The sequence below is a fragment of the Planococcus wigleyi genome, from assembly GCF_014836985.1.
GTDB lineage: Bacteria > Bacillota > Bacilli > Bacillales_A > Planococcaceae > Planococcus > Planococcus notacanthi.
Genome location: NZ_JACSPU010000002.1, coordinates 486,533 through 510,753, shown reverse-complemented (window position 1 = coordinate 510,753; position 24,221 = coordinate 486,533). Strand labels below are relative to the sequence as shown.

25 protein-coding genes are annotated in these 24,221 nt (G+C 45.3%); 8 read left to right on the top strand and 17 right to left on the bottom strand.

Translation table 11 applies throughout. The annotated features are described in order from the left end of the window. Positions 1-12: 12 nt before the first annotated feature. From H9630_RS08105 to H9630_RS08080, 6 genes are all read right to left on the bottom strand, one after another. Positions 13-825, bottom strand: coding sequence for an HAD family hydrolase (locus H9630_RS08105; protein ID WP_191714984.1), 813 nt, complete (start codon positions 823-825; stop codon positions 13-15). Next, positions 822-1,931: a cysteine protease StiP family protein gene (locus H9630_RS08100; RefSeq protein WP_191714983.1), complete on the bottom strand. Its 1,110-nt coding sequence runs from the start codon at positions 1,929-1,931 to the stop codon at positions 822-824. The genes H9630_RS08105 and H9630_RS08100 overlap by 4 nt, the downstream gene beginning before the upstream one ends. Next, positions 1,928-3,298, bottom strand: a complete 1,371-nt coding sequence (locus tag H9630_RS08095) for a phosphoribosyltransferase domain-containing protein (RefSeq protein WP_191714982.1) — start codon at positions 3,296-3,298, stop codon at positions 1,928-1,930. The genes H9630_RS08100 and H9630_RS08095 overlap by 4 nt, the downstream gene beginning before the upstream one ends. Next, the gene (locus H9630_RS08090; protein ID WP_191714981.1) at positions 3,231-4,376 is read right to left on the bottom strand and encodes an HpcH/HpaI aldolase/citrate lyase family protein; all 1,146 of its coding nucleotides are present in this window, start codon (positions 4,374-4,376) and stop codon (positions 3,231-3,233) included. The genes H9630_RS08095 and H9630_RS08090 overlap by 68 nt, the downstream gene beginning before the upstream one ends. A 107-nt stretch (positions 4,377-4,483) precedes the next feature. Next, on the bottom strand, positions 4,484-5,062 hold the full coding sequence (locus H9630_RS08085) for a TerD family protein (protein WP_191714980.1): 579 nt from the start codon (positions 5,060-5,062) through the stop codon (positions 4,484-4,486). Positions 5,063-5,077: 15 nt separating this feature from the next. Then, a complete protein-coding gene (locus tag H9630_RS08080) occupies positions 5,078-5,689 on the bottom strand; it encodes a TerD family protein (protein ID WP_146555821.1) in 612 nt (203 codons plus the stop codon). 315 nt (positions 5,690-6,004) lie between these two features. Here H9630_RS08080 and H9630_RS08075 point away from each other — a divergent pair, with 315 nt between their 5' ends. From H9630_RS08075 to H9630_RS08050, 6 genes are all read left to right on the top strand, one after another. Continuing rightward, a complete protein-coding gene (locus H9630_RS08075; protein ID WP_191714979.1) occupies positions 6,005-6,943 on the top strand; it encodes a glycosyltransferase family 2 protein in 939 nt (312 codons plus the stop codon). Beyond that, entirely contained in the window at positions 6,933-7,328 is a 396-nt protein-coding gene (locus tag H9630_RS08070) for a GtrA family protein (RefSeq protein WP_191714978.1), read from the top strand. Before H9630_RS08075 ends, H9630_RS08070 begins: the two co-directional genes overlap by 11 nt. A 19-nt stretch (positions 7,329-7,347) precedes the next feature. After that, complete coding sequence (locus H9630_RS08065) at positions 7,348-9,927, top strand: YfhO family protein (RefSeq protein ID WP_191714977.1); 2,580 nt, start codon at positions 7,348-7,350, stop codon at positions 9,925-9,927. A 99-nt stretch (positions 9,928-10,026) separates the two neighbouring features. Continuing rightward, positions 10,027-10,689, top strand: coding sequence for a superoxide dismutase family protein (locus tag H9630_RS08060; RefSeq protein WP_191714976.1), 663 nt, complete (start codon positions 10,027-10,029; stop codon positions 10,687-10,689). Positions 10,690-10,877: 188 nt separating this feature from the next. Further along, entirely contained in the window at positions 10,878-11,753 is an 876-nt protein-coding gene (locus H9630_RS08055; RefSeq protein ID WP_191714975.1) for an SDR family oxidoreductase, read from the top strand. 121 nt (positions 11,754-11,874) lie between these two features. Then, positions 11,875-12,267: a DUF2512 family protein gene (locus H9630_RS08050; protein ID WP_191714974.1), complete on the top strand. Its 393-nt coding sequence runs from the start codon at positions 11,875-11,877 to the stop codon at positions 12,265-12,267. 84 nt (positions 12,268-12,351) lie between these two features. On the opposite strand, the gene H9630_RS08045 is transcribed toward H9630_RS08050, so the two are convergent. The 5 genes from H9630_RS08045 to H9630_RS08025 all read right to left on the bottom strand — a co-directional run bounded on the left by H9630_RS08045 (position 12,352) and on the right by H9630_RS08025 (position 15,748). Next, a complete protein-coding gene (locus H9630_RS08045; protein WP_191714973.1) occupies positions 12,352-13,044 on the bottom strand; it encodes a YqjF family protein in 693 nt (230 codons plus the stop codon). Between the two features lie 92 nt (positions 13,045-13,136). Then, positions 13,137-13,955, bottom strand: coding sequence for a manganese catalase family protein (locus tag H9630_RS08040; RefSeq protein WP_191714972.1), 819 nt, complete (start codon positions 13,953-13,955; stop codon positions 13,137-13,139). Positions 13,956-13,977: 22 nt separating this feature from the next. Further along, positions 13,978-14,271, bottom strand: a complete 294-nt coding sequence (locus tag H9630_RS08035; protein ID WP_191714971.1) for a hypothetical protein — start codon at positions 14,269-14,271, stop codon at positions 13,978-13,980. A 147-nt stretch (positions 14,272-14,418) separates the two neighbouring features. Next, entirely contained in the window at positions 14,419-14,838 is a 420-nt protein-coding gene (locus H9630_RS08030; RefSeq protein ID WP_191714970.1) for an organic hydroperoxide resistance protein, read from the bottom strand. 67 nt (positions 14,839-14,905) lie between these two features. Beyond that, positions 14,906-15,748 carry a PAS domain-containing protein gene (locus H9630_RS08025; protein ID WP_191714969.1) on the bottom strand — a complete coding sequence of 281 codons (843 nt, stop codon included), beginning with the start codon at positions 15,746-15,748 and terminating at the stop codon, positions 14,906-14,908. A 104-nt stretch (positions 15,749-15,852) separates the two neighbouring features. Between H9630_RS08025 and H9630_RS08020 the strand changes: the two genes are divergently transcribed. Then, entirely contained in the window at positions 15,853-16,557 is a 705-nt protein-coding gene (locus tag H9630_RS08020; protein WP_191714968.1) for a type 1 glutamine amidotransferase domain-containing protein, read from the top strand. A gap of 54 nt (positions 16,558-16,611) precedes the next feature. Next, complete coding sequence (locus tag H9630_RS08015) at positions 16,612-16,815, top strand: hypothetical protein (protein ID WP_191714967.1); 204 nt, start codon at positions 16,612-16,614, stop codon at positions 16,813-16,815. 125 nt (positions 16,816-16,940) lie between these two features. Here H9630_RS08015 and H9630_RS08010 read toward each other — a convergent pair whose 3' ends face one another. The 6 genes from H9630_RS08010 to H9630_RS07985 all read right to left on the bottom strand — a co-directional run bounded on the left by H9630_RS08010 (position 16,941) and on the right by H9630_RS07985 (position 24,209). Further along, on the bottom strand, positions 16,941-18,134 hold the full coding sequence (locus H9630_RS08010) for a S1C family serine protease (RefSeq protein ID WP_191714966.1): 1,194 nt from the start codon (positions 18,132-18,134) through the stop codon (positions 16,941-16,943). Positions 18,135-18,146: 12 nt separating this feature from the next. Continuing rightward, complete coding sequence (locus H9630_RS08005) at positions 18,147-19,013, bottom strand: peptidylprolyl isomerase (protein ID WP_191714965.1); 867 nt, start codon at positions 19,011-19,013, stop codon at positions 18,147-18,149. A gap of 126 nt (positions 19,014-19,139) precedes the next feature. Beyond that, on the bottom strand, positions 19,140-20,543 hold the full coding sequence (locus H9630_RS08000; protein ID WP_225218429.1) for a sensor histidine kinase: 1,404 nt from the start codon (positions 20,541-20,543) through the stop codon (positions 19,140-19,142). Continuing rightward, positions 20,524-21,204: a response regulator transcription factor gene (locus H9630_RS07995; RefSeq protein WP_191714964.1), complete on the bottom strand. Its 681-nt coding sequence runs from the start codon at positions 21,202-21,204 to the stop codon at positions 20,524-20,526. Before H9630_RS07995 ends, H9630_RS08000 begins: the two co-directional genes overlap by 20 nt. A gap of 105 nt (positions 21,205-21,309) precedes the next feature. Beyond that, entirely contained in the window at positions 21,310-22,323 is a 1,014-nt protein-coding gene (locus H9630_RS07990) for a YcjF family protein (RefSeq protein ID WP_191714963.1), read from the bottom strand. A gap of 65 nt (positions 22,324-22,388) precedes the next feature. Further along, positions 22,389-24,209 carry an LTA synthase family protein gene (locus H9630_RS07985; protein WP_191714962.1) on the bottom strand — a complete coding sequence of 607 codons (1,821 nt, stop codon included), beginning with the start codon at positions 24,207-24,209 and terminating at the stop codon, positions 22,389-22,391. Positions 24,210-24,221: the final 12 nt, after the last annotated feature.

Sequence of the window (24,221 nt, the reverse complement as noted above, 5' to 3'; positions counted from 1 at the left end):
TTGCTTTGTTGCTTACTTGCGCTGCAATGAAATTTCGGCAACACGGGCCAAAATTTCTTCTCCTGCTTTAATGCCGTGTTTTTCCGTTTTATGAACATGTCCGGATACGGGCACCGCACTTCTCACCGCTTCGCCATGGGAAGCGAGCATACTATAATCGGCGCTTTCCAATAAATCAAGATCCAGCAGCGAATCACCAGCAGCAATGACATAGCTTGCTTCCAGACGTTTTTTGATATACTCCATGGCGCCTGCTTTCGTGATGCTTTCCGGCATGAAATAAAGTTTTCTGCCTTGGAGTGACATTCCCCATCCAAGTTTTTTGAACGTCTCGGTATAGAAATCCAACTTGTCTTCCGGGAAACGCGCCCGGTCCACAATCAGATAAACGAACCAATCGTCCGCTTCCCTTACTTTCAATACCCAGTCTTCTGAAAAATGGCGTTCGATTTCCGGCAACAATTCCGTAATGATGGTTTTTCGGCTGACGCATTGCTGACGAATCCCATCCGACCATTCTTTGATCGGCTGGCCATTTTCCAAAATGACCGCTCCATTGGAAATGACAGCAAAGCGCGGCGCCCGCCCTTCAAAAATGCCTGTCACCCGTTCGTACTGGGCCTGCGTACGCGTGGTCACCGGCAAAAAGAAAGCAGAATCATTGATTTTCCATAGCTCTGACTGACTTTTTTTCGTCATGTAAGACAAAGGTTTTCCTTCATAGCGCTCTACTTCCACTAATTCGTCTTCTAACACGTCCATCCCCATCGAATTGCGGGAATAGATTAAAGTTTGATCTAAATCGCTTGCGAATAATACCGTCATATTTCTTTACCTGATCGAATCAAGCCGATGGCGCGATAGAATAAATCGGGAACAACTTCCACAGGCACTTCTTTTTCTTTTGCCAACATGAGGATATGATGGACGTCGGGGTTATCAAGGCTGTTGACCAGAACCTTCCACGGGCTTCTACGCAACAGAACACGTGTCGTTTCGCCGACTCCAGGTTTGATCAGATGATAGTCGGTTTCACTATACATCTGTTGGCCGATCGCTTCGACTTCCTTCATGCCCTGCCAGGTTCTTTCCGCAGTCACCGGCGAAGAAACAGCATCCGTTTCGACCTGGCCGCGCGTTTCAGCAAAGCATTCTGTGATTTGATCGACAAAATCATTCGACAAATCTTCTTCCAGCAACTCCCCGTAAAACTTGGCACCGTGGAAATCATCTTCACCGATGTAAAGCTTGTTAAGGATCGTACGGCTTACCAAGCCTGAGACGGTCGCATTCAAACAAGCACTTGGGATAAGGAAGTCTTCACGTGTCCCGAACAATACGGCACATGCTCCCGGATCTGCCAATACAGCCATGTCATCGTGCAGTTTCATGTCTTTTTCTTCATTGAGGCTGTTGACCGATTTCGTCAACTCTTTTTGGATAGCGCCTTTTCCTGTCCAGCCATCCACAAATTGGATGCGGCTGTTCGGGTGGGCAGCGCGAATCGTATTGATCGCTTTTTCGTCAATGCCTTTATCCCGTAAAATCGATACGCTGTAATGCGGCCAGTCCATTCCCATCATTTGCTGGGCATAACGGCGGATTAAGATCCCGATTGGGCTGCCTGCGCGCGCCAATGACACAAGGACAATATCATCCGTTCCGGCATTCATGAAGATACGGCGTGTCACCAGCCCTACCAGATAAGCTAATTGCTTTTTGGTCTTGACGACGGTTTCATGGTAAAGATTCGTATATTCATCAGATGGGCGATATTCCATCGGCAGCCGTTCTGCATAATGGGCTCCTGTTTGAACGGCTTTTTCCCGTTCCTCCAAGGTACTTTCGACAAATTCCTCACTTACGTCTTTCAACAGGAATGTGATATCTTCTTTCGGGTAACTCGTTTTCACTAGACCGGTTGTTATCATTCGACTCCGTCACTCCTTTTGGTGGTTGTCAGGGATATCCATTCCACTGGCGCTTTTTTCTCCAGATATGTGAGCAGCGGCTGCCATTCGGATTGTTCGACGACAGATTCAGCCAACAAGTAAATTCGGTCAATATCCAATTTATTCAAATTATAGATGAATTGGCTTGTTTCCTCAGCATCGGGCAACTCGAATTTCGCTTTTTCCTTGATCGGATAGCCAGCTGTCTCAGAAGCAAAAATCGGACTGCGGGTCGTCGTTTGGACAAGTGGATTGCCGCCCAGCGCCAACGCGAAACGCAAAGGCAGGTACATATTTTCACCTATACCGATAACCAATGCCTGTTGGCTCGTGGATTTGACCTGTTTTGCAGCGGCTTCAGCCCAAGCACCGATTTCATCCTGCTGTTGGCTGCTGATGCCGAAACGGCCTGTATACGGGATGTAATGCTGCCCAGTCTTTGAACCCACAGAGAGCCTTTCTCCAGCCAATTCGATGTCCGGAATCCTGGAACCTCCTCCGATTAAAACAGCCTGTTCAGGTTCTTCTGGAGCCGAACTGTGGACCAATTCGAAATGGCCTGCCATCAAAGACAAAACAGTCAGGTTGATTTTCCGGTCGGCAGCCATTTTTTCCATTTTCTCTTTTTGGCTGTCATTTCGCCAATCGAGAATCGAAAGAGAAGCATAGCTTTTCCCCGGAAACTGATCGTCAAGTGCACAAACCAGATTCAATAAGGTATTGCCTGTTGAGATTTCATCATCAATCAGGACGATAGTATCCGCGTCTTCCAGCATACCGGACGGCGCGTACACTTTATGGGATGTTGCGTGGGAATGTTCTTCTTCAAAGACAAAAGATGGGGTCATGCCGATAATTTCTTCGCGTGTCGTATGAATATAGGCAGCCTCGTCAAAATGCTGAAAAACCGAATGGCCAAGGCCCGTTGCCGTTTCAGCCATGCCAATAAACACAGTTTTCTTCGGCAGGATTTCTTTAAATTGGAGCGATGTGAGAGTCGTTTCACGGTCAGCCGCTCCAGTTTCAATCATTTTCACAAGAGCTTCCGTATCAGGAAAGCTTTCGAGCCCCATTTCTTCCACCAACAGCGATGCCAGTAAGGTGCCTGTTCCAAGAGCCAGAGAAGGATGGACAGCCAAATGCTTGGCAATCAGCTTGCTGACAAACAGAAATTGACGTTTTTTATTGACACGCAGCGCTACAGAAAAAAGCGATTCCGGTGACAGGCCGGGATAAGCGTTCTTTATGGAAATATTGATATCCAGATTGTCCCATAACTTAGTATTGATTTGATAATTGCTTTGCCCGGATATGGTTGAGGACGTCAATTGGTTGATAGTTTTCATTCAGCACCCCATAGACTTCCGCTTGAGCGGCAATTTTCCTTGCCCAGCTCAAATGCGGTTTTACTTCGTTCATTTTATTGCGTTTTGGACTTTGCAGAACACCGTTGCGCTTGGCACTTTCATTTAGAATCACTTTAGCATCATCGTAAGCTTCGAGCGAGACGATATACCCCGCATTGACAATGGAAATCTGCGATGGGTGGATGCAGGTTTTCCCTTTAAACCCATTTAGTATATCCAGTTGGACTTCCTCCCACAGCGTCGCTTCGGGCTTAGAGGAAAGCCAAAGGCGTTCTCCGCCGGAAAAGTGTTCGTACACAGGACCCGAAACCGTAAAACCATCTTCTGCGCGGCCAAAACGGTTCAAAATGGCCGTCAGGCAATCACGGATGATGTGGACATCGTAAATTGTTCGTTCTGCCGGACGCCGCAGTCCGTATAAACTGGAAAAATCAGTCGCTCCTACCCGAACAGTCAAAATCCGGTCAGCTTCCGACTGCATAATTTGATGCAGCTCTGCTAATGTCTGTTCCCGGAGTTCACTGTACAGCACTTCTTTGGTTTCAAGTAAAGGCAGTGCATAGAGTTTTCTGCCGGCTCTTTCGCTAGCACGATCCAATGCCTCGAAAAACAGCGGCAAGGTGGTCGGAAGACATTTTGGAAACACAATCCCCGTTAATACACTCAATGCATCTCCCGCCTGGTCAATCAGCATATCCAATTGTTCAGGGGTCCGGACGCGCAAAAAAAGTACCGGTCCGGCGGCAAGTTGTTCAGCATTTGCTGCAGCCAGCTTTTTCAGTTCACCGACAACATTCTCTTCTGCCTGCCCCAGTTCCGAATCGGCAACTGCATCTTCCAGACAGATGATCAATGTCGTCAAACCTGCAAATGCTTTTGTACTGTAATTTCCACTTAAAATCTTCTGGGCAAAATCCACTTTGGATCCCGGTGTATAAAGTGCTGCGCCCAATGCCAATGCTAAGGTCTCCCGTTCCGTATCACGGTTGAATTCTGCCGGGGAATATTTAAAAAAGGTCTTTAAATCAGAATCGGTCAATACGTTAAAATGTCTCATGTGTGATCCTCCCGGCATGCGGCTGCCTACAGCCCGTTCAAATTATCATTTCATATATGAATGGAGAAAAAGCAAGGAGAAAGTCTCCTTGCTTTTCCATCGTTTCCTCAGCTGTTTAAGCCAAAGTCCTTAACAAGAGACTCTAAGCCGCCTTGATAACCGCTGCCAATGGCGTTGAATTTCCACTCTCCACCGTGACGGTAAAGTTCGCCGACCACGACTGCTGTTTCAATTGAAAAATCTTCTCCCAGATCATAGCGGATCAATTCTTCGTTTGTGTCTCCATTGATGATACGGACATATGAGTTGCTGACCTGGCCAAAGTTCTGCCCGCGTGCTTCAGCGTCATGGATGGTAATGGTGAAGGTCGCTTTTTCGATTGATGCCGGAATAGCTGAAAGGTTGACGTTAACCTGTTCGTCGTCTCCTTCGCCTTCTCCGGTTTTGTTATCTCCAGTGTGTTCCACTGCCCCGCCGGCTCCTATTGTATTGTTGTAGAAGATAAAGTCGGCTTCTGAAGCCGTTTTCCCTTCACTGTTCAACAGAAAGACCGATGAGTCCAAGTCGAAATCCTGTCCTCCATCATATTTATTGGTATCCCAGCCTAGTCCTACGATCACTTTAGACAGACCTGGGTTACTTTTCGTCAAATCTACTTTTTGCCCTTTTGATAAGTTAATAGCCATTCGTCATTTCACTCCTTAAGAATATTTGTTTGCAATTGATCCAATATCGGGTTCTGAAGCACCTTCGCCTATCGCTGAAAATTTCCATTCTGCGCCTTGGCGGTATAATTCTCCTGTAATCAGCGACATCTTGCCTGCATAATTATCAGTAAGGTTGTAATGAACTAGCTCTTCTTTCGACTGGTTGTCGACCAGGCGGATAAAAGCATTTTCAATCATGCCGAAATCCTGTTTTTTCTGTTTTGCATTGTAAATATTAACGACAAAAACCAGGCGATGAATAGAAGGCGAAATACGCTTCAAGTCGATGTTGATCACTTCGTCGTCCCCTTCGCCTTCACCGGTCAAATTATCACCGGAATGGACAACACTGCCGTCTTTGCTTTTCTTGTTCCCGAAATAAATCAGGTTTTCTTTAGCAGTCAGCTTGCCGTTTTCATCCAGCAGCAATACGGATGCGTCACAGTCAACATCAGCTCCGCCTCCGCCGCCTAATAGGCCGCTTAAAAATCCGCCGCTTTTTTTAGTCGCAACAGGATCCCAGCCAAGGCCTACCATGATGCTTGAAAGCGATGAACGTCCTTTTGTTAAATCGATTTTCTGACCTTTTACGAGATTGATCGCCATTCTTAACACTCTCCATTCATCAGTATGTATTCTATTTTAATGGTATCGGTCCAACAAGTAAAATTCAACGAATAAAGACTATCATTCGATTCCAACGCCAAGTCTCCAGCGCTGTAGATCCAATTGCTTCAAGTCTTTTAGACATCAGTGAAGGGACGCTGAATTTTCAGACAAATGTTTTCTCAAAACACCTGACGTATACTAATACGTATTGAGGGCCAGGAAGTTTCATTTTCGTCAGGCATACTTATTAAATGGCCCGGGTAATAAAACTAAAGAAGATTTTTCAGAAGCAGTTTGAAAGGGGAATTAAACATGAAGCTTATCTCCATTGTAATTCCGGCATTTAACGAAGAAGCCAATATCGCTTCCATGTATGCCAAATTGGTGAAGGAACTTGAGGAGCTTCCATATCGTTATGAAATTATGTTCATCAATGATGGCAGCAGTGACGGTACATTGCAGGAAATTTTAAAATTGGCAGCAGTGCATGACACCGTTAAATATATTTCGCTGACGCGGAATTTTGGAAAAGAGTCCGCCATGCTCGCCGGCTTGAAACGCATCAAAGGCGATGCTGCCATTGTCATGGACAGCGACTTGCAGCATCCGCCTACTCTGATCGGTGAAATGGTCAAAGGTTACGAAGAAGGATTCAATCAAGTTGTGGCAAGGCGCTCACGCACCGGCGATTCCAAAATCCGCTCCCTGTTTTCTTCACTGTACTACAAACTGATCAATTCAATCACCGACGTCGACTTGCAGGATGGCGAAGGCGATTTCCGATTATTAAGCCGCAAAGCCATTAATGCGATTTTGGCATTGAGTGAAAGCAACCGTTTTTCCAAAGGGCTGTTTTCTTGGATCGGCCTCAGCAAAAAGACGATCAACTATGAAAATGTCCTGCGGACTGACGGTGATTCAAAATGGTCATTCAACAGTTTGGTCAATTATGGCATCGATGGAATCATTTCGTTCAATATGAAGCCGTTGCGCGTTTGTTTTTATACGGGCTTTCTCGTTCTTTTCCTGTCACTCATCTACATTTTCTTCACACTGTACAGCATTCTGCGTGAAGGCATCGGAGCTCCCGGTTACTTTACAACAATTACAGCCATTCTTTTGCTCGGAGGCATCCAGCTGATCAGTCTCGGAGTCATCGGCGAATACATCGGACGCATCTATAATGAAACCAAACAGCGTCCGCATTTTCTTGTAGACATCAGCAACGTGGATGAATACGATGAGCCTTAAAACATTAAACACCGAGTTCACTCGCTTTATTTTTGTCGGCGTGGTCAACACCATGAGTTATTACAGCATCTACCTGGTGTTCCACAATGTATTCGCTTTGCCTTATCTGCTGGCACATATTGTCGGTTTTTTTATCAGTTTGAACATTTCCTTTTTCTTAAACTGTTATGTGACATATCGGATAAAGCCCACTCTTAAAAAGTACCTGTATTTCCCTTTGACACAAGTTGTCAATATGTCCGTCTCAACAGCTCTTATATTCATTTTTGTTGAGTTTCTTCACCTGAACAGCAATATTGCGCCTTTTGCTGCCGTATTGTTTACAGTTCCGATAACCTTTGTAGTATCCGGCAGGATTCTCAAAGATAAAGTTCATCCCAAATAACCAAAAAGACGGTGACTCTATGCAAAAGCTACGCCCTGCACTTCTTCTGTTATTCTTCAGTTTAATCTTATCAGCAATCGGGCATGCTGTTTTCTTGTATCAATGGTCGCACGGCCATTTTATGGTGGGAATCAACGATGGACTTTCACAGATGATGCCTTTCAAGCATCTTCTATATGAACAATATACCCGTGGGGAATTTTTCTACTCGTTTGATTTCGGACTTGGAGCAGGCACATTCAGTGAACTGTCTTATTACTTTTCCACGTCTATCGTATTTCTGATTTCAGTCGCCATTGTCTTCATTTTAAAAACAATCAACATCATCCAGACAACGGATGTGCTGTTCTGGGCGAATGCCGCTGTCTTTATCAGCATCATCCGCTTGGCTGCTGTCTTGTTCATTACAACACGTTTTTTTATGTATATGAAAATCTCGAAATACGCAGCACTTCTCGGTGCTTCCCTATACGGCATTTCAGGTATGTATTTCCGCCATGTGACCTATTGGGAATTTTTCGCTGATGCCTTTATATGGCTGCCGATTTTATTGTTCGGTGCCGAAAAGATTTTCCGCGAAAAAAAGCCAGGCTGGTTTTTGGCAGCAGTCGCCATTTCGATGATCGACAATTTTTACTTTGCCTACATCAATTTTTTGCTGGCTGCCATTTACATTCTTGTCCGGCTGTTCATTCCATTGGCCGAAAGTGAAAAAGACAAAAAGAAAATACTGCTGAACTTCGGGGTCGCAGGGTTTATTGGAGCTGGCATCAGTGCCGTTTCCTTCATCCCCGCCGTGTACGCCTACTTGAATAATCACAGGCCTCCTTTTCAGCAGGACATCCCGTGGATTGATGTAACCGACAATATTCTGTTCAATAGCCGCTTTATCGTCTTGCCCGCGTTTTTCATCTTGCTGCTGTTTTGTGGTTTTCTGTATCGCCACAAAACGTTCCGCTTGTTTGCGATTCTTGGCATTGCGGGGGTCATCATGCACCACAGCCCCTTGATCGGCAGCGCTTTTAATGGGTTCTCTGCGCCTCAATACCGCTGGGAATATTTCTTGTCGCTGGTTATGGGCGGTGCTGTTGCCGTTGCATTCGATCATTTGTATCAGTTCACACTGCGCCGTTTTGCAATTGCAGCGATTTTTGCGGCTTTCTGTTTTGCCTTGTACGCTTGGGGCGATGAACTATTAGCGATTGGTTCGCGGGTTTCGGTTCTCACTTTCATCAACCTGCTGATTACGCTGTTGCTGCTATTCTTTTACGTTCAATTCAAAAAACCTTTATTTAAAGGCTTTCTAATGGCTTTCCTATTTGCATGGACTTTGCTGTTCGCAAATACCTACCAGGTCGAGAAGATTCTCCATGACGGCAATATTTCGCAAGTCGGTGAAGAACTGATGACCGGAGCAGATTACGACGACCCCGAAATCCAGGAACTGCTCGATTACGTGCAGGCCGAAGAAACCGGTGGCCCTTACCGCATTGAATGGATGGAAGGCGTCCGCAACAATACCTCGATTGTTCAGGACTTCCAAGGCTTGAGCGCCTATTCCAGTATTTTGAATAAAAACCTATTGTACTTTTACCTGTATGACCTTGAAATAGATATGGGCCGTGAAAGCGTCAGCCGCTATGCGACGCTTGGCAACCGGGCCAATCTGCATAGCATGCTTCAAGGAAAATATGTCATTCGCTCACATGGAGACGAAAACATTCCATATGGCTTCACTGAAATTTACGCAACAGAAAATTTCGCTGTCTTCGAAAACAATTATGTACTGCCATTTGCACGCTCCACTTCGACAGTCTATGAAGAACAGCAAGTGTTGGAAATGTCTCCATTGATGCGCGAACAGGCCATGCTCACAGGCATCATTCTCGAGCAGGCAAAAGGCACGGAGGTACTCGAAGCAGACGCTGGCGCCTCCCCTGACTTTGACGTGACAGCGGTGGGCGGGTCTTATGACGGCAATCATCTGCAGGTTACGGAAGAAAGCGGAGGCTTAAGCATAGACATAGAAGCTCTTCCCGAATCCGTGAACGATTTGTTCGTCTCCTTCCACTTGGAAAACAAAGCTGCAGACAAAGGATTTCCGCTTGCTGTCAATGATTATCACACGACCAGAAAATCCAACCAGTCTGTCTACAAAACATTTGTGGATGACATCACAATCCGTATTCCTGCTGAACAACAAATCGAAATTCGCCTTCCGAAAGGCGATTACGAGTTAACCGGAATCCAGCTCTCTGCCGAAGACTATAAGACCTTGCGGCAACAAGCCGATCAGCCTGATTTAGCCAGCAACCTGATTATCGATGGCAGCAATGTCAGCCTGAATTACGCCAATCCAGAAAATGAGGGTTACTTGAAGTTGCCGATCCCTTATGAGCGGGGCTGGAAGGCTTCTGTAAATGGCCAAAAAGTAGAGGTGTTAAAGGCGGATTTTGCTTTTATCGCGGTACCTTTAGAATCAGGAGATAATCAAGTTTCGTTGAGCTACAGCCCACCTTTCTTCAAACCTGCACTCATCATCAGTGTTCTGTCTGCCTTGCTTGGACTGATGTTCGTATTCCGTAAAAGAAAAGAATAGCTCTTTTTCTCCTACAAAAGAATCCATTTCAGAAAATTGCGTTTATTCATCAGCCATTAAGTGTAATGTAGAATAACACGATTTCGAGGAGGAGTTCAGATGAAGCGATGGCTTATGCTTGTTTTGGTACTGGCTTTCTTATTATTTTTAACAGCCTGCGGCAATGAAAGCACAGAAGATCCACCTACAGAATCAGATGGTGCACCGGCTGAAAACACTGAAGATATTGAAGGAGAAGAAGAAAGTCCACCCGAAGGTGAAGAAGCGGATGAAGCGGAAACAGAGGAAGGCAGCAGTGAAGAAATTTTGATGCTTACTGTTGAAATGATGGACAGTGATGGAAATGCCATCGGCACCGCGGAATTATCTGAAGAAGATGCCGGAGTTAAGGTAGCACTTGAAGTTGAAGGCTTGGAAGAAGGCATGCACGGCATCCATTTCCATGAAACCGGAATGTGCGAAGGACCTGACTTCGAAACGGCTGGCGGCCATTTCAATCCGGCCGATGCCATGCATGGTATGGACAACCCCGACGGTCCTCACGCCGGTGATTTACCGAATATTGAAGCCAGCTCTGACGGCACCGCTTCACAGGAGTTCACAGCTGAAAATGTCACGCTCGCTATCGGTGATGAAAACTCATTGCTCAAAGAAGGCGGTACAGCACTTGTTATACACGCCGCTGAAGATGATCAAACGACGGACCCTTCCGGTGACTCGGGCGATCGAATTGCCTGTGGTGTAGTCACAGGAGAATCTTAATCATGTTTTAAAACACCCATAACCCAAACGGAAACACCTCATTCAGACTGGTGTTTCCGTTTTTTATTTTATTCCTAAACCAAAACAATCACCTCACCTACCGCCTTCCATATTATTGGAGATTGCGTTTAAGCAAGCCATCAACGGGAATAAGGAAAACATGCTACTTAATTAGAGGAGGATTCATTATGGCTAAAGATAAATTTGAAGAAATCGATGAACAGGTAGAACCGCAGGAGCAATCCAAACAGCCTGGTTCTGAAGAGCAAATGAGTCCGGAACCGATTTATGATGATAAAGACTACAAAGGTTCTGGAAAACTGGAAGGCAAAGTTGCGCTGGTGACAGGAGGCGACAGTGGAATCGGCCGTGCTGTTGCGGTAGCTTATGCGAAGGAAGGCGCCAACGTCGCAATTGCTTATTTAGATGAGCACGAAGATGCTGACGAAACGATAAAAGCAATTGAATCTTATGGAGCCAAAGGTGCAAAATTCGCTACAGATGTCAGCGATGTAGAAAAATGCAATCAACTGGTAGTGGACGTCATTTCCGAATTCGGCCAATTGAATATTTTGGTCAATAATGCAGGAAAACAATTCCCACAGGATGATTTTTTGGCTATCAGTCCAGATCAGTTGATGGAAACTTTTTCGACTAATATCTTCAGCATGTTCTATTTGACGCAAGCTGCATTGCCGCATCTCCAAAAAGGCGATAGCATCATCAATACATCTTCGGTCACGGCTTATCGCGGTTCTCCGGAGCTGATTGATTATTCATCTACAAAAGGCGCAATCACCAGCTTTACACGTTCCTTATCAGCCAATATCGCTGAACAAGGTATACGCGTCAACTCAGTGGCTCCAGGCCCTATTTGGACGCCATTGATTCCAGCGACCTTTGGAGCAGAAAAAGTGGGCGAACATGGTGGCGACACCCCAATGGAGCGACGTGGACAGCCTTCCGAATTAGCGCCTGCTTATGTTTACTTGGCTTCCAAAGACTCGACCTATGTGACAGGCCAGGCAATCCATGTAAATGGCGGCGATTTCATCAGTTCCTGACCCGTGGCAGCCCCGGCAAAAGCCGGGTCTTTTTTTGTCTTTTTTTACAGGTTTTATGAATTGAATCGATTGAAACGGGTATACGAAAAGTAACAACAGCTTTCTCAAGGAGGTGGAAAGCATGAAGTATCTTGAGGCAATTTTGATTAAATTTGCTATGGTCTTCTCCGTATTGTTTGTCATACTTGGCATTGCTTATGGAGTGGAAGTCTTTGAAATTTTCATCCTCAGTCTGATCATCACCGCTGTCGGCTTTATTGGTGATTTAACTATTTATCCGAAAACCTCCAATAAAGTGGCAACCGGAGGTGACTTTGTGCTGGTATTTCTGATTGTCTGGCTGGGTGGGCTATGGCTGATTAATAATCCTGATTTTTCGCTTGTCATGCCTGCAATCTATTCAGCCTTGCTTATTGCTGTCGGCGAATGGTTTTTCCATATTTATTTAACAAAGCGTATCTGGGAACAAAAAGAGACTTCCCATACTTTAAAACAAGAACCCAACCGAAAATAATGCCATTCAATAAACACCGGAGCAGCTGCCTCGGTGTTTTTAGTTCCAAATATCCAATTTTATTTTACTGCACCCAGTCTCTTCCTACTCTTTCACTGGCGCATAAAAATATACTTTTTGCTTTCGCGAATAATGAGCCATTGGCTGCTGGCGATGCAAAGAAACCGGAAGATAGGGTGCCATTGTATTTTGATCGATCTGTCCTTTTAAATAATGCAAGGTCCAAGGCGAGTGCGCAATATCGACCCGGTAAAGCCGGTCTCCAGGTTTAGTCCATAAACAATAACGTTCCGTTAGCCATTGCTCTATGGGGCTGGAAGCAATGGCTGTAGAAGCAGGTTTATAGCTCATATCGAAAGATTCAGGAAACCGTCCGGCTTCGATTCGCCGACTGGAAAATCTCCATTTTCCGGCTTTTTTTGTCATGCTTATTTCGGCGTAGCGATAAGGCAAAAAACCTCTATAAGAAGCGGCTTTCACTGCAAGCAGGCTGTTGGCATCCAAGCTAAAGAAATACACACCTTTCCTGTCTCCATACTTCACATAAGTCCTGACATTCAGCTCCAAGAAAGAACGTGTTCCCGGAACCGGAGGCAGAAATCGTGGACGTGTCGCTTTCGCTTGAAAAAATACCACTCCCAGCCAAGCTTGATCGTCATATAAATCGATTTCCAGCTCGTCAGGAACAAATGGGCGCAGCCATTCAGGCTTTACAGGCCAGTGCAGAAAAACGACGTCTTTCCATTCCTGTTTCAGGAGCCAAGGTGTTGTGGCCACTTCTTTCTCTCCTTTCTAAGCAAATCTTCTGGAAAAAAATAAAGGATGCCCCTAAAAGCCAATAGTGGTGACTTCGGGACAGCCTGGGCTGATTATTTCAATTCATCTTCTGGCAATGAATTATGTGCTTCTGGAGGAGCTGGCTTCAACACCGGTTTTTCACTCAACGGTTCTGGTTTACCGAATGTAAATTCATGGCCATCCGGTGCTGGCTCGTTCATCCATTTCAGCTCTTTGCTGCTTTCTGAGTTCGTGTAAAGGATGTGGGAGAATTCTGTCGCTTCCCATTCTGGAGGAAGTGTTCCAGGCACAATCGGGCCTTCCTTCGCTTCCAATTCTTTTATAGCAGCTAGCCATTGGTTTTGGTGCATGGTATCACGTGCAAGCAAGAATGAGAACAGATCTTTTACGCCTCTGTCGTCTGTCATGCTGTAAAGGCGGGCTACTTGAAGACGGCCCTGTGATTCTGCATTGACGTTGGCGCGGAAATCCGCCAACAGGTTTCCGCTTGCTACGATATATCCCGCGTTCCAAGGCACACCATTGCTGTCTTTTGGAGAAGCGCCTAATCCATGGACAATGGCATGCTGCGGATTCATGCCGCCCATGATTGCGCCTATAATCGGATCGCTTGCAGCTTTTTCCTGTTCATAAACAGGTGCCCCTTCAAGGAGTCTGGCCACCATTGTTGCGAGCATTTCAATATGCCCCAACTCCTGCGTTCCAGTATCCATCAGAAGATCTCTATATTTTTCGTTCCCTCTTGTGCTCCACCCTTGGAATAAGTATTGCATGGCAACTGACATTTCACCGAATTGCCCGCCGATCAGTTCCTGTACTTGTTTAGCGAAGACTGGATCTGGAGCATCCGGTTTTGCGTGGTATTGAAGTTCTCCTGTGTGAAAAAACATAAATAAAACCTCCTGTAGAATTTTAGTTTTCGTCTTTAGAACCCACGTGTCCCTTACTTTCAGGCTCGACATCTCCTGGATGCCCACCGTCGTAATCAGAGTCGTTTCCACCTGAATTATAGGACGTACCGGTTTTATATTCTTGCTGTTCTTTCTTTTGTTCTTCATTCAAGGCATCTCCTGGATGCCCACCATCATAATCAGAGTCATTGCCACCTGCATTAAACTGATTCGCCGATTCATTTGAATCTTGGTCAGTAACTTTGCTGTCTTCTGAAGTCTGCTGCTTTCTCTGTTCTTTATCTATTCCCTCCATCCTCCTCTATTTTCGTTATGACTCTGCATTATCTTTCTACCCCGCTCTATTTTTTTAAAACCATATTCTGTATTTCCCACTGCAACTACTTCAGTTTTTCACCATAAAAAAAGCCGGAAAGTGAAGCTTTCCGGCTTTTTCTAATTTTTATACGATTTTCAATTCTACGTCGACATTGCCTCTTGTTGCTTTGGAGTATGGGCAGAACGCATGTGCTTTTTCTACAAGGTCTTTCGCTGTTGCTTCATCCACACCTTCTAAATGAGCATTTAAAGTAACACCGATTTTAAAACCGTCATTTCCTTCATCTTTCAGGAAGTGAACATCCGCTTTAATGGAAGTGCTGGAGACATCTGCTTTTTCTCTTTTGATGATTAAGTTCAATGCTCCGTCAAAACAAGCGGAGTAGCCTGCTGCAAATAATTGTTCAGGGTTTGTGCCTTCTCCTCCGGGACCGCCCAATTCTTTCGGCGAAACCAATTGAAGATCCAATACATTGTCTTCGGAAATGACTCTTCCTTCACGGCCACCAGTGGCTGTTACGGATGTTGTGAATAATGCTGACATTTTTCCAACCTCTTTCCTGATTTGTATTTGAGAACACTTAAAACTTACCTCTTATGGCAATCCTTAGTCAACTGAAATGGTTTTCTCCAGTGGTTTTTTGAGTAATGAAACTCAAAGCTCTTTCAATTGTGGAAAAAGTAATCAGCTGGTTGTCCCGATCTAAGTCGTCGGCAAATTGCTGTGCAGCGGCCGGAGAGATCCCGGTTACATAGAGATTGCTTCCCATAATCCGAAGCGCTTCGTAAATCTGCTGGAACCAATAAAGCGGTGATTTTTCATTCCAGGACAAGCCTGTAATATCAATGATGGCGTGCTCAATTCGATGTTCTTGCACATACTCGCAGATTTTTACCTTCAAGGTTTCAAAACGTTGAAGATTCATCGTACCGACCAGCGCGACAGTAGCTACATTCTCTTGTATGGATAGAATAGGAAGCATCAACTTTTCGATTTCATCTTCATTGGCCATAATCGCCTGTTGCTGGGAACGTTCCAGCGTGATATCTGTCTGCGTACCGATGAAATACAGTTTATCCTCTATTTGGACGGGTTCAATGGCCAAACGGTTCCAAAACGGCGAACCGTCTTTCCGGTAATTCCGCAACGTCAATGTAATTGCTTCCTCAGCAGCAATAGCTTTCCTCATTTTCTCTATATCTTCTTTATCGGTTTCTGGCCCCTGCAAAAATCGACAGTTCTTTCCGATTACTTCTTGTTGTGTATATCCTGTCATTTCAATAAACGTTCGATTGGTGTAGATGATCGGATTATCCTGTTGCGACGGATCCGTTACGATCGTCCCCACTTTACTGCCATCGAGCATGGCTTCCAGCAAGGTTACTTGCGTTTCTTGTGTGAGTTCTTTCAAGTGGTCCACCTCTTCTTTCAATTCATGCAATAATCGTAGCATAATTCCCCTGACCAAATCCACGAACTGCTCATTTGCCACGTTTCAGGATTCCTTTACAGGGTAAATGAAGAAACAAGGACTTTTTAAAGTAGGAGGAAGATACCATGGCAAAAGTATTGGCAGTGTTATCCAATGGTTATACAGACGAAGAGCATAATTATGTAACAGGTTGGTGGGCAGAAGAACTTTTCGCACCTGCATTGGAACTTGAAAAAGAAGGCCATACCGTAGGACTCGCTTCTATTGATGGCGGAAAACCCGTCGTCGATCCATTAAGCCTCAGCAAGGATTATGATCCAGATGGAATTTATAAAAAACAATATGAATCAGGTATGGCAGATAAAACAACTCCGATTGTGGACGTCAAAGCCAGTGACTACGATGCCATCATGATTGTTGGTGGACATGGAGCCATGTTCGATTTGGCGCATAATGAAGATTTGCATGCTGTCATTAATATTATGTATGAATTGGGTGGTATCGTTTCTGCAGTTTGCCACGGGCCGGCACCACTCATCTATACGAAAACCAGAGAAGGCCGCGGAATTCTTGAAGGGCTGAAAGTAACCGGCTATCCCAATGCAAATGAGCCTGAAGAAGTGGTGGATTTGCTGCCTTTCAGCTTAGAGGATGAATTGAGCAGAATCGCAGATTACCATGAAGAAAAAGAACAGGATGCCTATGTTGTTTGGGGCAGCAAACAAATCCTGACAGGTCGAGATCCGCAATCTTCACAGCTTTTTGGCCGTGAACTGGCACAAAAATTGACACAGCGCGAACTGAAAACAGAAGAAAAATTAGTGGATTGAACCCTTATTTTTAAGGGTAAAGACTATTAACGGTAAGTCCAAGGAGGCATTCAAATGAGCAATAATGAAAAAGACGATTACATGAAAGAAACCGAAGAAGAAGCGAAGCGCCGTCCGAACGAAGAAAAAGAAGGATTGCAAGAACCTAGAACCACAGGCTACAAGCCTTTGCAGCTGGGCATCATTATTTTTGTTGTGCTCGTTCTCATCCTTGTCGGTTTTGGAATCGCAACAGATTGGTTCGGAATTTTCAACTGATCCCTTTCTTACATGAGCCATTTAGAAATTCCCACACAAAAAGCTTCCCACGCAATTGGGAAGCTTTTATGCTGTTCAAAAACTCGCAGCCTTTATTTCAATGCCAAATCCTTTCTCTTTTCCACTTACATGCTTTCCGTCAATTCCAATTCGAAACTCATGAGTTCGCCGCCTCTATAAGCCTTCACTTCCAACGTATCCCCAACTTCCGTTTCGTTGTAAAGGTATTGGCGAAGCTCGAGAATTGATTTCACCGGCTTGCCGTCCAGTTCAACAATGACATCATACGCTTCCATTCCGGCTGTTGCCGCTCCGGATCCTTCGACCACGGATTGGACGACAATGCCGCCTTCCACTTCTGCGGGCAACCCTAATTGGCCAGTGCGATACTGTGCTGGCACTTCAGCTAAATCCAATATAGCGACACCCATCGAAGGACGCTCAACTGCGCCTTCGGTCTCCAGATCTGCAATGATCGGGATAGCGGTATTGATTGGGATGGCCAAACCAATTCCTTCTACTGCTGCTTGCGCAATTTTCATGGAGTTGATGCCGATCAATTGACCCTTAGCATTGATCAGCGCGCCCCCACTATTGCCCGGGTTGATGGCAGCATCAGTTTGAAGAACTTCCGACTGCCAATCTTCTGTGCCGTCCTGGTTTACATCAATCGGAATCAAGCGCTCGGTTCCCGAAATGACCCCTGTGGTCACCGATCCCGAGAATTGAAGGCCTAACGGGTTACCAATTGCGATTACCGGTTCTCCGGCTTTCAAGACTGAAGAATCTCCAAATTCAGCAACTATTTCAATACTTTTACTTGGAACTTTCAAAACAGCCAAATCAGTCCATACATCCGTCCCAAGCACTTCTGCATCCAATTCAGTTCCATCTGACAAGGTGACCATGACGTCTTCGGCACCTTCTACAACATGGTTATTAGTGACAATATAGGCAGTGTCTCCGTCTTTCTTGTAGATCACCCCAGATCCGGCACCGGCCTCCTGCGCTTCATTGTCTGTGGCAGTTGGGGCAGAAAATGGATTTTGCTGTGCCATCTGCAAATTTGAAACGCCAACGACCGCATCGTTGGTCTGTTCTACAATTTCCGTCACATCCGAAGTGACCAATGTGGAAGTTGTCTGCACGCCACTGACCGACTCGGTTGTTGTTGCTCCTACAGCCGTTTCCGGTTCTGCGTCTGTTACGCCAGGCGAAATGACTCCCACCAATAACGCCCCTGCAATCAATCCTGTAAAGCTCGAAGCGAAATAGCCTCGTTTGCCCGTTTTCTTGTCATTCGAATTATAATATCCCATCATATGTCCTCCTTATTCTGCCAACGTATTAACGATGTCGTATGACTCCGTTTTTTCGGCCAGCCATTCTGCGTATTTCGTATTCAACGCTTCATCAAATAAAGTTTCTTTGATTTGCTCTTTGCTGTCTTCCAAGTTCGCCTCGACTGCAGCGGTTTTTCCTGTCACCTGGATAATATGGAATCCATAATCTGTTTGGACAGGTTCACTGATTTCATCTACTTCCATACTGAATGCAGCTTCCTCGAATTCAGGGGCCATCTCACCGGCACCAAAAGCTCCCAATGCACCGCCATTTTCAGCATTGCTTGTATCTGTCGAATATTCCGCCGCCATTTCAGCGAAGTCGCCGCCGTCATCCAACTTGGCTTTGACTTCGTCGGCTTCTTCCTGAGTAGCTACCAATATATGGTTCGCTTCCACCTGTGATGGCTGATTGAATGCATCCTTATTTTCTTCGAAATAGGTTTTGATCTGTTCATCGCTTATCTTAATATCAGGCCCGACGATTTTCTCGACCTTCAAGTAGATCTCCATCTCCTCTTTCAAATCCGTTATCGCCATGCCGCTGGCAGCAAGAGCTTGTTCAAGCGCTTCTGTCCCGCCATAGCTTTCTTCGTAAACTGTCATTTCCGCATCCAGCTCTTCCTGCGTCACTTTGACTCCCGCTTTATCCGCTTCCTGATTGACCACTTCATTGGAAATCAAAACATCCAGTGCCGCAGGCCCCGAAGAAGCCAACATTTTTTCATATAGTGCATCTTTTGTAATTTTCGTGTCTCCTACTGAAGCCACTGTTTCATCTTCTGAAAATGCAACCAGCATAAAGATAACCGCTGCCGCTGCCGCACCAATGGCGATATAGTAAACTTTCTTCATCTCTGTTCCCTCTTTTCTTAAGCCGTTATACAAAGCTTATCAAGCAGTTATGAATAAACTATGACCAGAGTTTTAACAGAAAGAGAAAGTTCGGCACAAAAAATAACCCGAGGGAAAATCCCAGGGTTACTTTTTGTGGGGGAGGCGGATAATAAATTTCGTCCCTTTCCCTTTTTCGCTTTCAACGCGAACTTCTCCGTCATGCAGCGTCACCAATTGCTTGACGATTGACAAACCAAGCCCAAATTGCCCGCTGCCGCGTGACAAATCAGCTTTGTAGAAACGACGCCAAATCATATCGATTTCTTTGACATCGATTCCTGACCCGTCGTCTTCCACGGTGATCACCATGTCATCACCCTCTGAGAAAGTAGAAAGCGAAATCGTGCCGTTTTCGGTAAACTGGATCGCATTTTTAGTGATGTTCATCAGAATTTGAATCAGGCGGTCCATATCCCCATAGATGACATCACCTGGCTGGGTATTGACCACAATCAGATTCTCTTTCTGCTTTGCCTGCAGATACAACTGTTCCTGGATAATTTCTAGAAGTTCGTCCGCTTCGATTTCTTCTTTAGTCAGCTCCACCTGATTGGATCTGATTTTCTCATAATCCAGGTTTTCGTTGACTAAGCGCATCAGCCTCTTCGTTTCTTCACTTGCCAATCGAATGCCTTTTTCCCTTTGCCCTTCTTCAATCATATTGTTGCGCAGCCCTTCAATGATGCCGGCAATCGTCGTCAAAGGCGTCCGCATTTCATGCGAGACGTCCGCCATAAACTGGCGCCTCCGGTTTTCAAGGCGGTCGATTTCTTCATTGGATTGCTGAAGCTTAGCCGCCATCTTGTTGAAGTCATGGGCCAAATCGCCAAACTCATCGAAATTCGATTCCGGCAGATTGACGTCATAATGGCCTTCACTGATCATGGAAGTCGCTTTGCGCATCCGCTGGATCCGGCTGACATGCATTTTCGACAGCCACAAGCTGAACAGCAGCGCAATTGCGAAAGCGATCAAAATCGTCGTGATCAAAGTTTTATTCAACTCGGCAATCATTTCGCTGACGCCGCTGACGGGCGAAGCAAGCAGGACACCGCCTGCCAATTGGTTATTATCGAAATAAGGCATCGCCACAAACGTCACTGTGAGCTCAAACCTTTCGACATCCCGGTTGACGACCAACGTCTCGCCCTGTTCGATGACATTCCATTCTTCCTGTGTCAGTTCTACAGGCGGGAAAGAGCCGGAGACCGGATACAAAATCCGACTCTGCTGATCAAAAACGATGAAACTGATGTTCTGCGCTTCCAGGATCGATACATAAGCCTGCAGATTAGTGCCTGGGCGTGCCCGTTCAAGTTCAGCGATGATCTGTTCCCCGTAATTCTCGAGTTCTTCCGCTTTTTCATCATAGGCAAAATCATCCACATAGCGGACGAATAAAATACTCAATATTAAAAATGCGATCAGCAAAATGCTCATATGGCTGGCAATCAGCTGATAGAAATACTTAATTCGCGTGTTCTTCAAATTTATAGCCAACTCCCCATACCGTATGGAACAGTTTGTCTCCGCCATCGATTTTCTTGCGCAACCGTTTGATGTGAACGTCTACTGTCCGCTCGTCGCCGTAAAACTGATAGCCCCATACCTGTTCCAATAATTGTTCCCGGCTGAACACCTGCTTCGGATGCTGCAGGAAAAACACCAATAAATCGAATTCCTTCGGGGTCAAGCTGTCTACCGCCTGCCCATCCTTCAGTACATCCCGCGTCTCTTTGTTGACGATGAAATGGACGGTTTGGATGGAGTCCGATACAGGCTCGACTTTCTGTGTTCGGCGTGTAACCGCTTTGATTCGCGCCATCAACGTTAGCGGACTGAATGGTTTCGTGACATAATCGTCTGCTCCCATTTCAAAACCGATGACCTGGTCGGATTCACTGTCTTTTGCCGTCAGCATGATGATCGGCACCGTGTTTCCTTCCTCCCGGATTTTGCGGCATAGTGCAATGCCATCCATCCCGGGAAGCATCCAGTCCAAGATCAGCAGGTCGTATATTCCGTCTTTGTATTTACGGTATCCTTCCAGTCCATCAGCTGCGAATTCACCTTGTATGCCTTCTTTTGAAAAGAACAGCTCCAGCATGGAACTGACGCTTGGGTTATCTTCCACCACCAATATCTTCATCCTGCACCTCCGTCGTTCTTTCTCCTAAAGGTAAATGACAAATCCAAATGACGCAAGCAACTTGAAAACCGCCCTTCAACGTTCGAAGAGCGGTTCAGCAAGCGATCAGGCTTTTTTTTCACGGTTTTTAAGCTTCTCAAAGATATCGCCGATCATGTCGTAATCAATGGCGATATTGTTTTCATACGCATATTTGACACCATAACCCAGTGCCAAGGTCATGGATGAAGCAACAGTCCCTCCAATAATGGATCCTGCTCCAGGAATGAATTTCAAGGCTTGGCGGTAAATTGTATGGCCGATGGTTTGAGTAGCCGTAATGACAATCATGTCTTTTGCCGCTTTTTTGGTTAATGGCTTATCGTAAAGGTTCGATAATTTGATGATCAACCCAACTTGCAAGGTAGTCAACGGCAACACGTCAGATCCTGGAATCGGCGATGCACCGATCACACCAGCTGAAACGCCAGCCCCAATGATCCAGCGTGTGGCAGCTGAAGACTTTTCTTTCATGCTTTTGGCGAAGAGCAGGTCTTTACCTTTCTTTTCGAGCAAAAAAAGGATTTCCTTCTTTAAGGTTTCCAGATTTTCTTCTGTTTTCGAAGAAATCGGAATGACTTTGTATTTATGGGCGGTATGCTCTTTGACGAACTGGACAATGGACGGAATATTCTCTGCTGCATCGATTTTATTCAAGACAATTAAAATATCTTTATTGTGTTTTTCAATTTCATTGAATTTCTCTTTTTCGCTTTCAGAGAATACCGTTCCTGCTGCATTCAGGAAGAACAGCACGACGTCGGATTTCTGGACGAACTCCAGTGTTTTCTTGGGATTTTCATCATTCGGATCGTTTAAGCCCGGTGTATCCATAAATTTGATATTTTCCAGGCCATGAATATTATAGGGATCCACACTGACGGTTTCCCCTGGCATCGGGTTGGTGCTGGCAATATCTTCACCGATGATTTTATTGACGGTGGATGATTTGCCCGCGTTCACTTCTCCGATTAAGGAAATCAGAAGATCTTGATCCAGTGCATCATTGACTTTTTTCATTTCATTTTCAAACATCTTGTCCATTGCCTGCATGACTTCTTTTTCAAATTCTTTTACCATAGACCGGTTTCCCCCTCATTTCATACTTACTGTCTATTATAACGGCTTCCCTATACCGGATGGAATTATTCCTCGATATAGTCTTTTAATAACGTATCCGCATAGTTCATCAAGGTTTCCGTATCCCGGATATGTTTTTTAGCTTCGCTGTTTTTACTGCGCTTTTCCATGCTCTTTAAATCGTACAGCACTTCAGGCAGTTTGGCTCCAGGCGCTTTATAGAATTGTTCCGACTGGATGTAGGACCCTCCAGGCATATAATAGCGCATGCCCAGCAGATTTTTTTTGTAATGGAATAGATTGTGCCCCATCATCGGCTCGTCGTGCTCCACCCCAAGCAGCGCCAATAATGTCGGCATAATGTCGGCCTGGCCGCCTAGACGCGTCATTTCAGCTTCTTCAAACAGATTTCCACCTGTAAAAATCAGCGGAATGGTAAATTGATCTTTTAAAGAATACGTATGCCCCAAGAAGTTGCTTAATAGCTGCCGGTCTTCTTCCGTCACTAAAGTGCCGTGCATACCGGAGTGGTCTCCAAAAATGGCAATTAAGGATTCATCGTAAATTCCCCGGTCCTTCAGTTCCTGTATAAATAAGCCGATTTGTTCGTCTGCATAGCGGATGGATTGCAGATAGTTCCCAATGTACATGCCTTCGTATTCTGCTGGGAGGTTAAGATACTCCATAGCACCCGGCATTTCAAATGGAGTATGGCTGGTGACTGTAACGATGTTGGCATAAATACGCTCGTAAGTGTCGAGCTGGCGCGGCAGTTCTCCTGCTACAAAATCAAACAGCACTTCATCTGCCGGACCGAAACCGACAGTTTTGATATTTGGGAGGTCATCGATCGAGAAGACCTCTTCGTAGCCAAGAACCGGATAAAGCACATCCCGGTTCCAAAATGTCACATCGTCCGCATGGTAGGTGGCAGATCCATAACCTTTGTCTTTTAATGTACGGGCCAGGGAAGGCACTTCTTTTCCGGTGAGGCTGTTGGCCGTCGGAATCATGCCTTGCGGATACAGTCCGGTATTGGCCATCCATTCTGCATCAGAAGTTGTCCCCGCACCCACCTGTTGGAAGACATTGGAGAAGTAGGCACTTTCACTCAACAGCTTATTGAGGTTTGGTGTGATTTCCTGGCCGTGCAAGGTTCGGCCAATCACGAAATTCTGCAGTGATTCTACTTGGATGACGAATAAATGCCGCCCTTCCGCGATTCCAAAATTGTCGTGTTTACTGACTTCCACATACTTATTGCCTTTCAACTCTTCCAATTCTTTAGCTGACAGCTTGCTGGAAGAGGCATGTGCGGTTTCTGTGGAACGATCATACAATTGAGCCAGCTGAGACTGCAAAAATCCATTTTCTTTCGCAAAATAAGAAACATCAATGATCGGTTGTTGCAGCGCATACACAATGGTAATCGCACAAATCGCGGCCATAGTGACTGCCGTATATTTCATGGCAACAATTTTCACCGGTTTTTCGAAGCGGCGGGCAATGAACACCAGCAAAATCGCATCCAGGAAAAACAGGAAATCCCAAGGATTTGCAAGCATCGAAATGGTATTGCTGACAGAACTCGACTGCGTCAGCTGCTGTAAATCGTAGTAAGAAGGGATGGTGGAATAATAGCGTATATACAACGTGACAGTAAAGAAAATGACGGAAGTCAGCAGATTAAAAATAAAAACAGCCAACCATATCCGTTTTTTTGCCAGCAGCAAAACAGCAGATAACAGAAGGGCCCACATTGGAAATTCAATCAAAACAATATGCAAAATCGATTTTGTATCAAAAATAAGCACACGAAAAGCACTCACTTTAATTAGCAACAAGAGGAAAATCAGTATATAGGGCAGGGCATCATTTTTTTTCATTTGAAACACCTC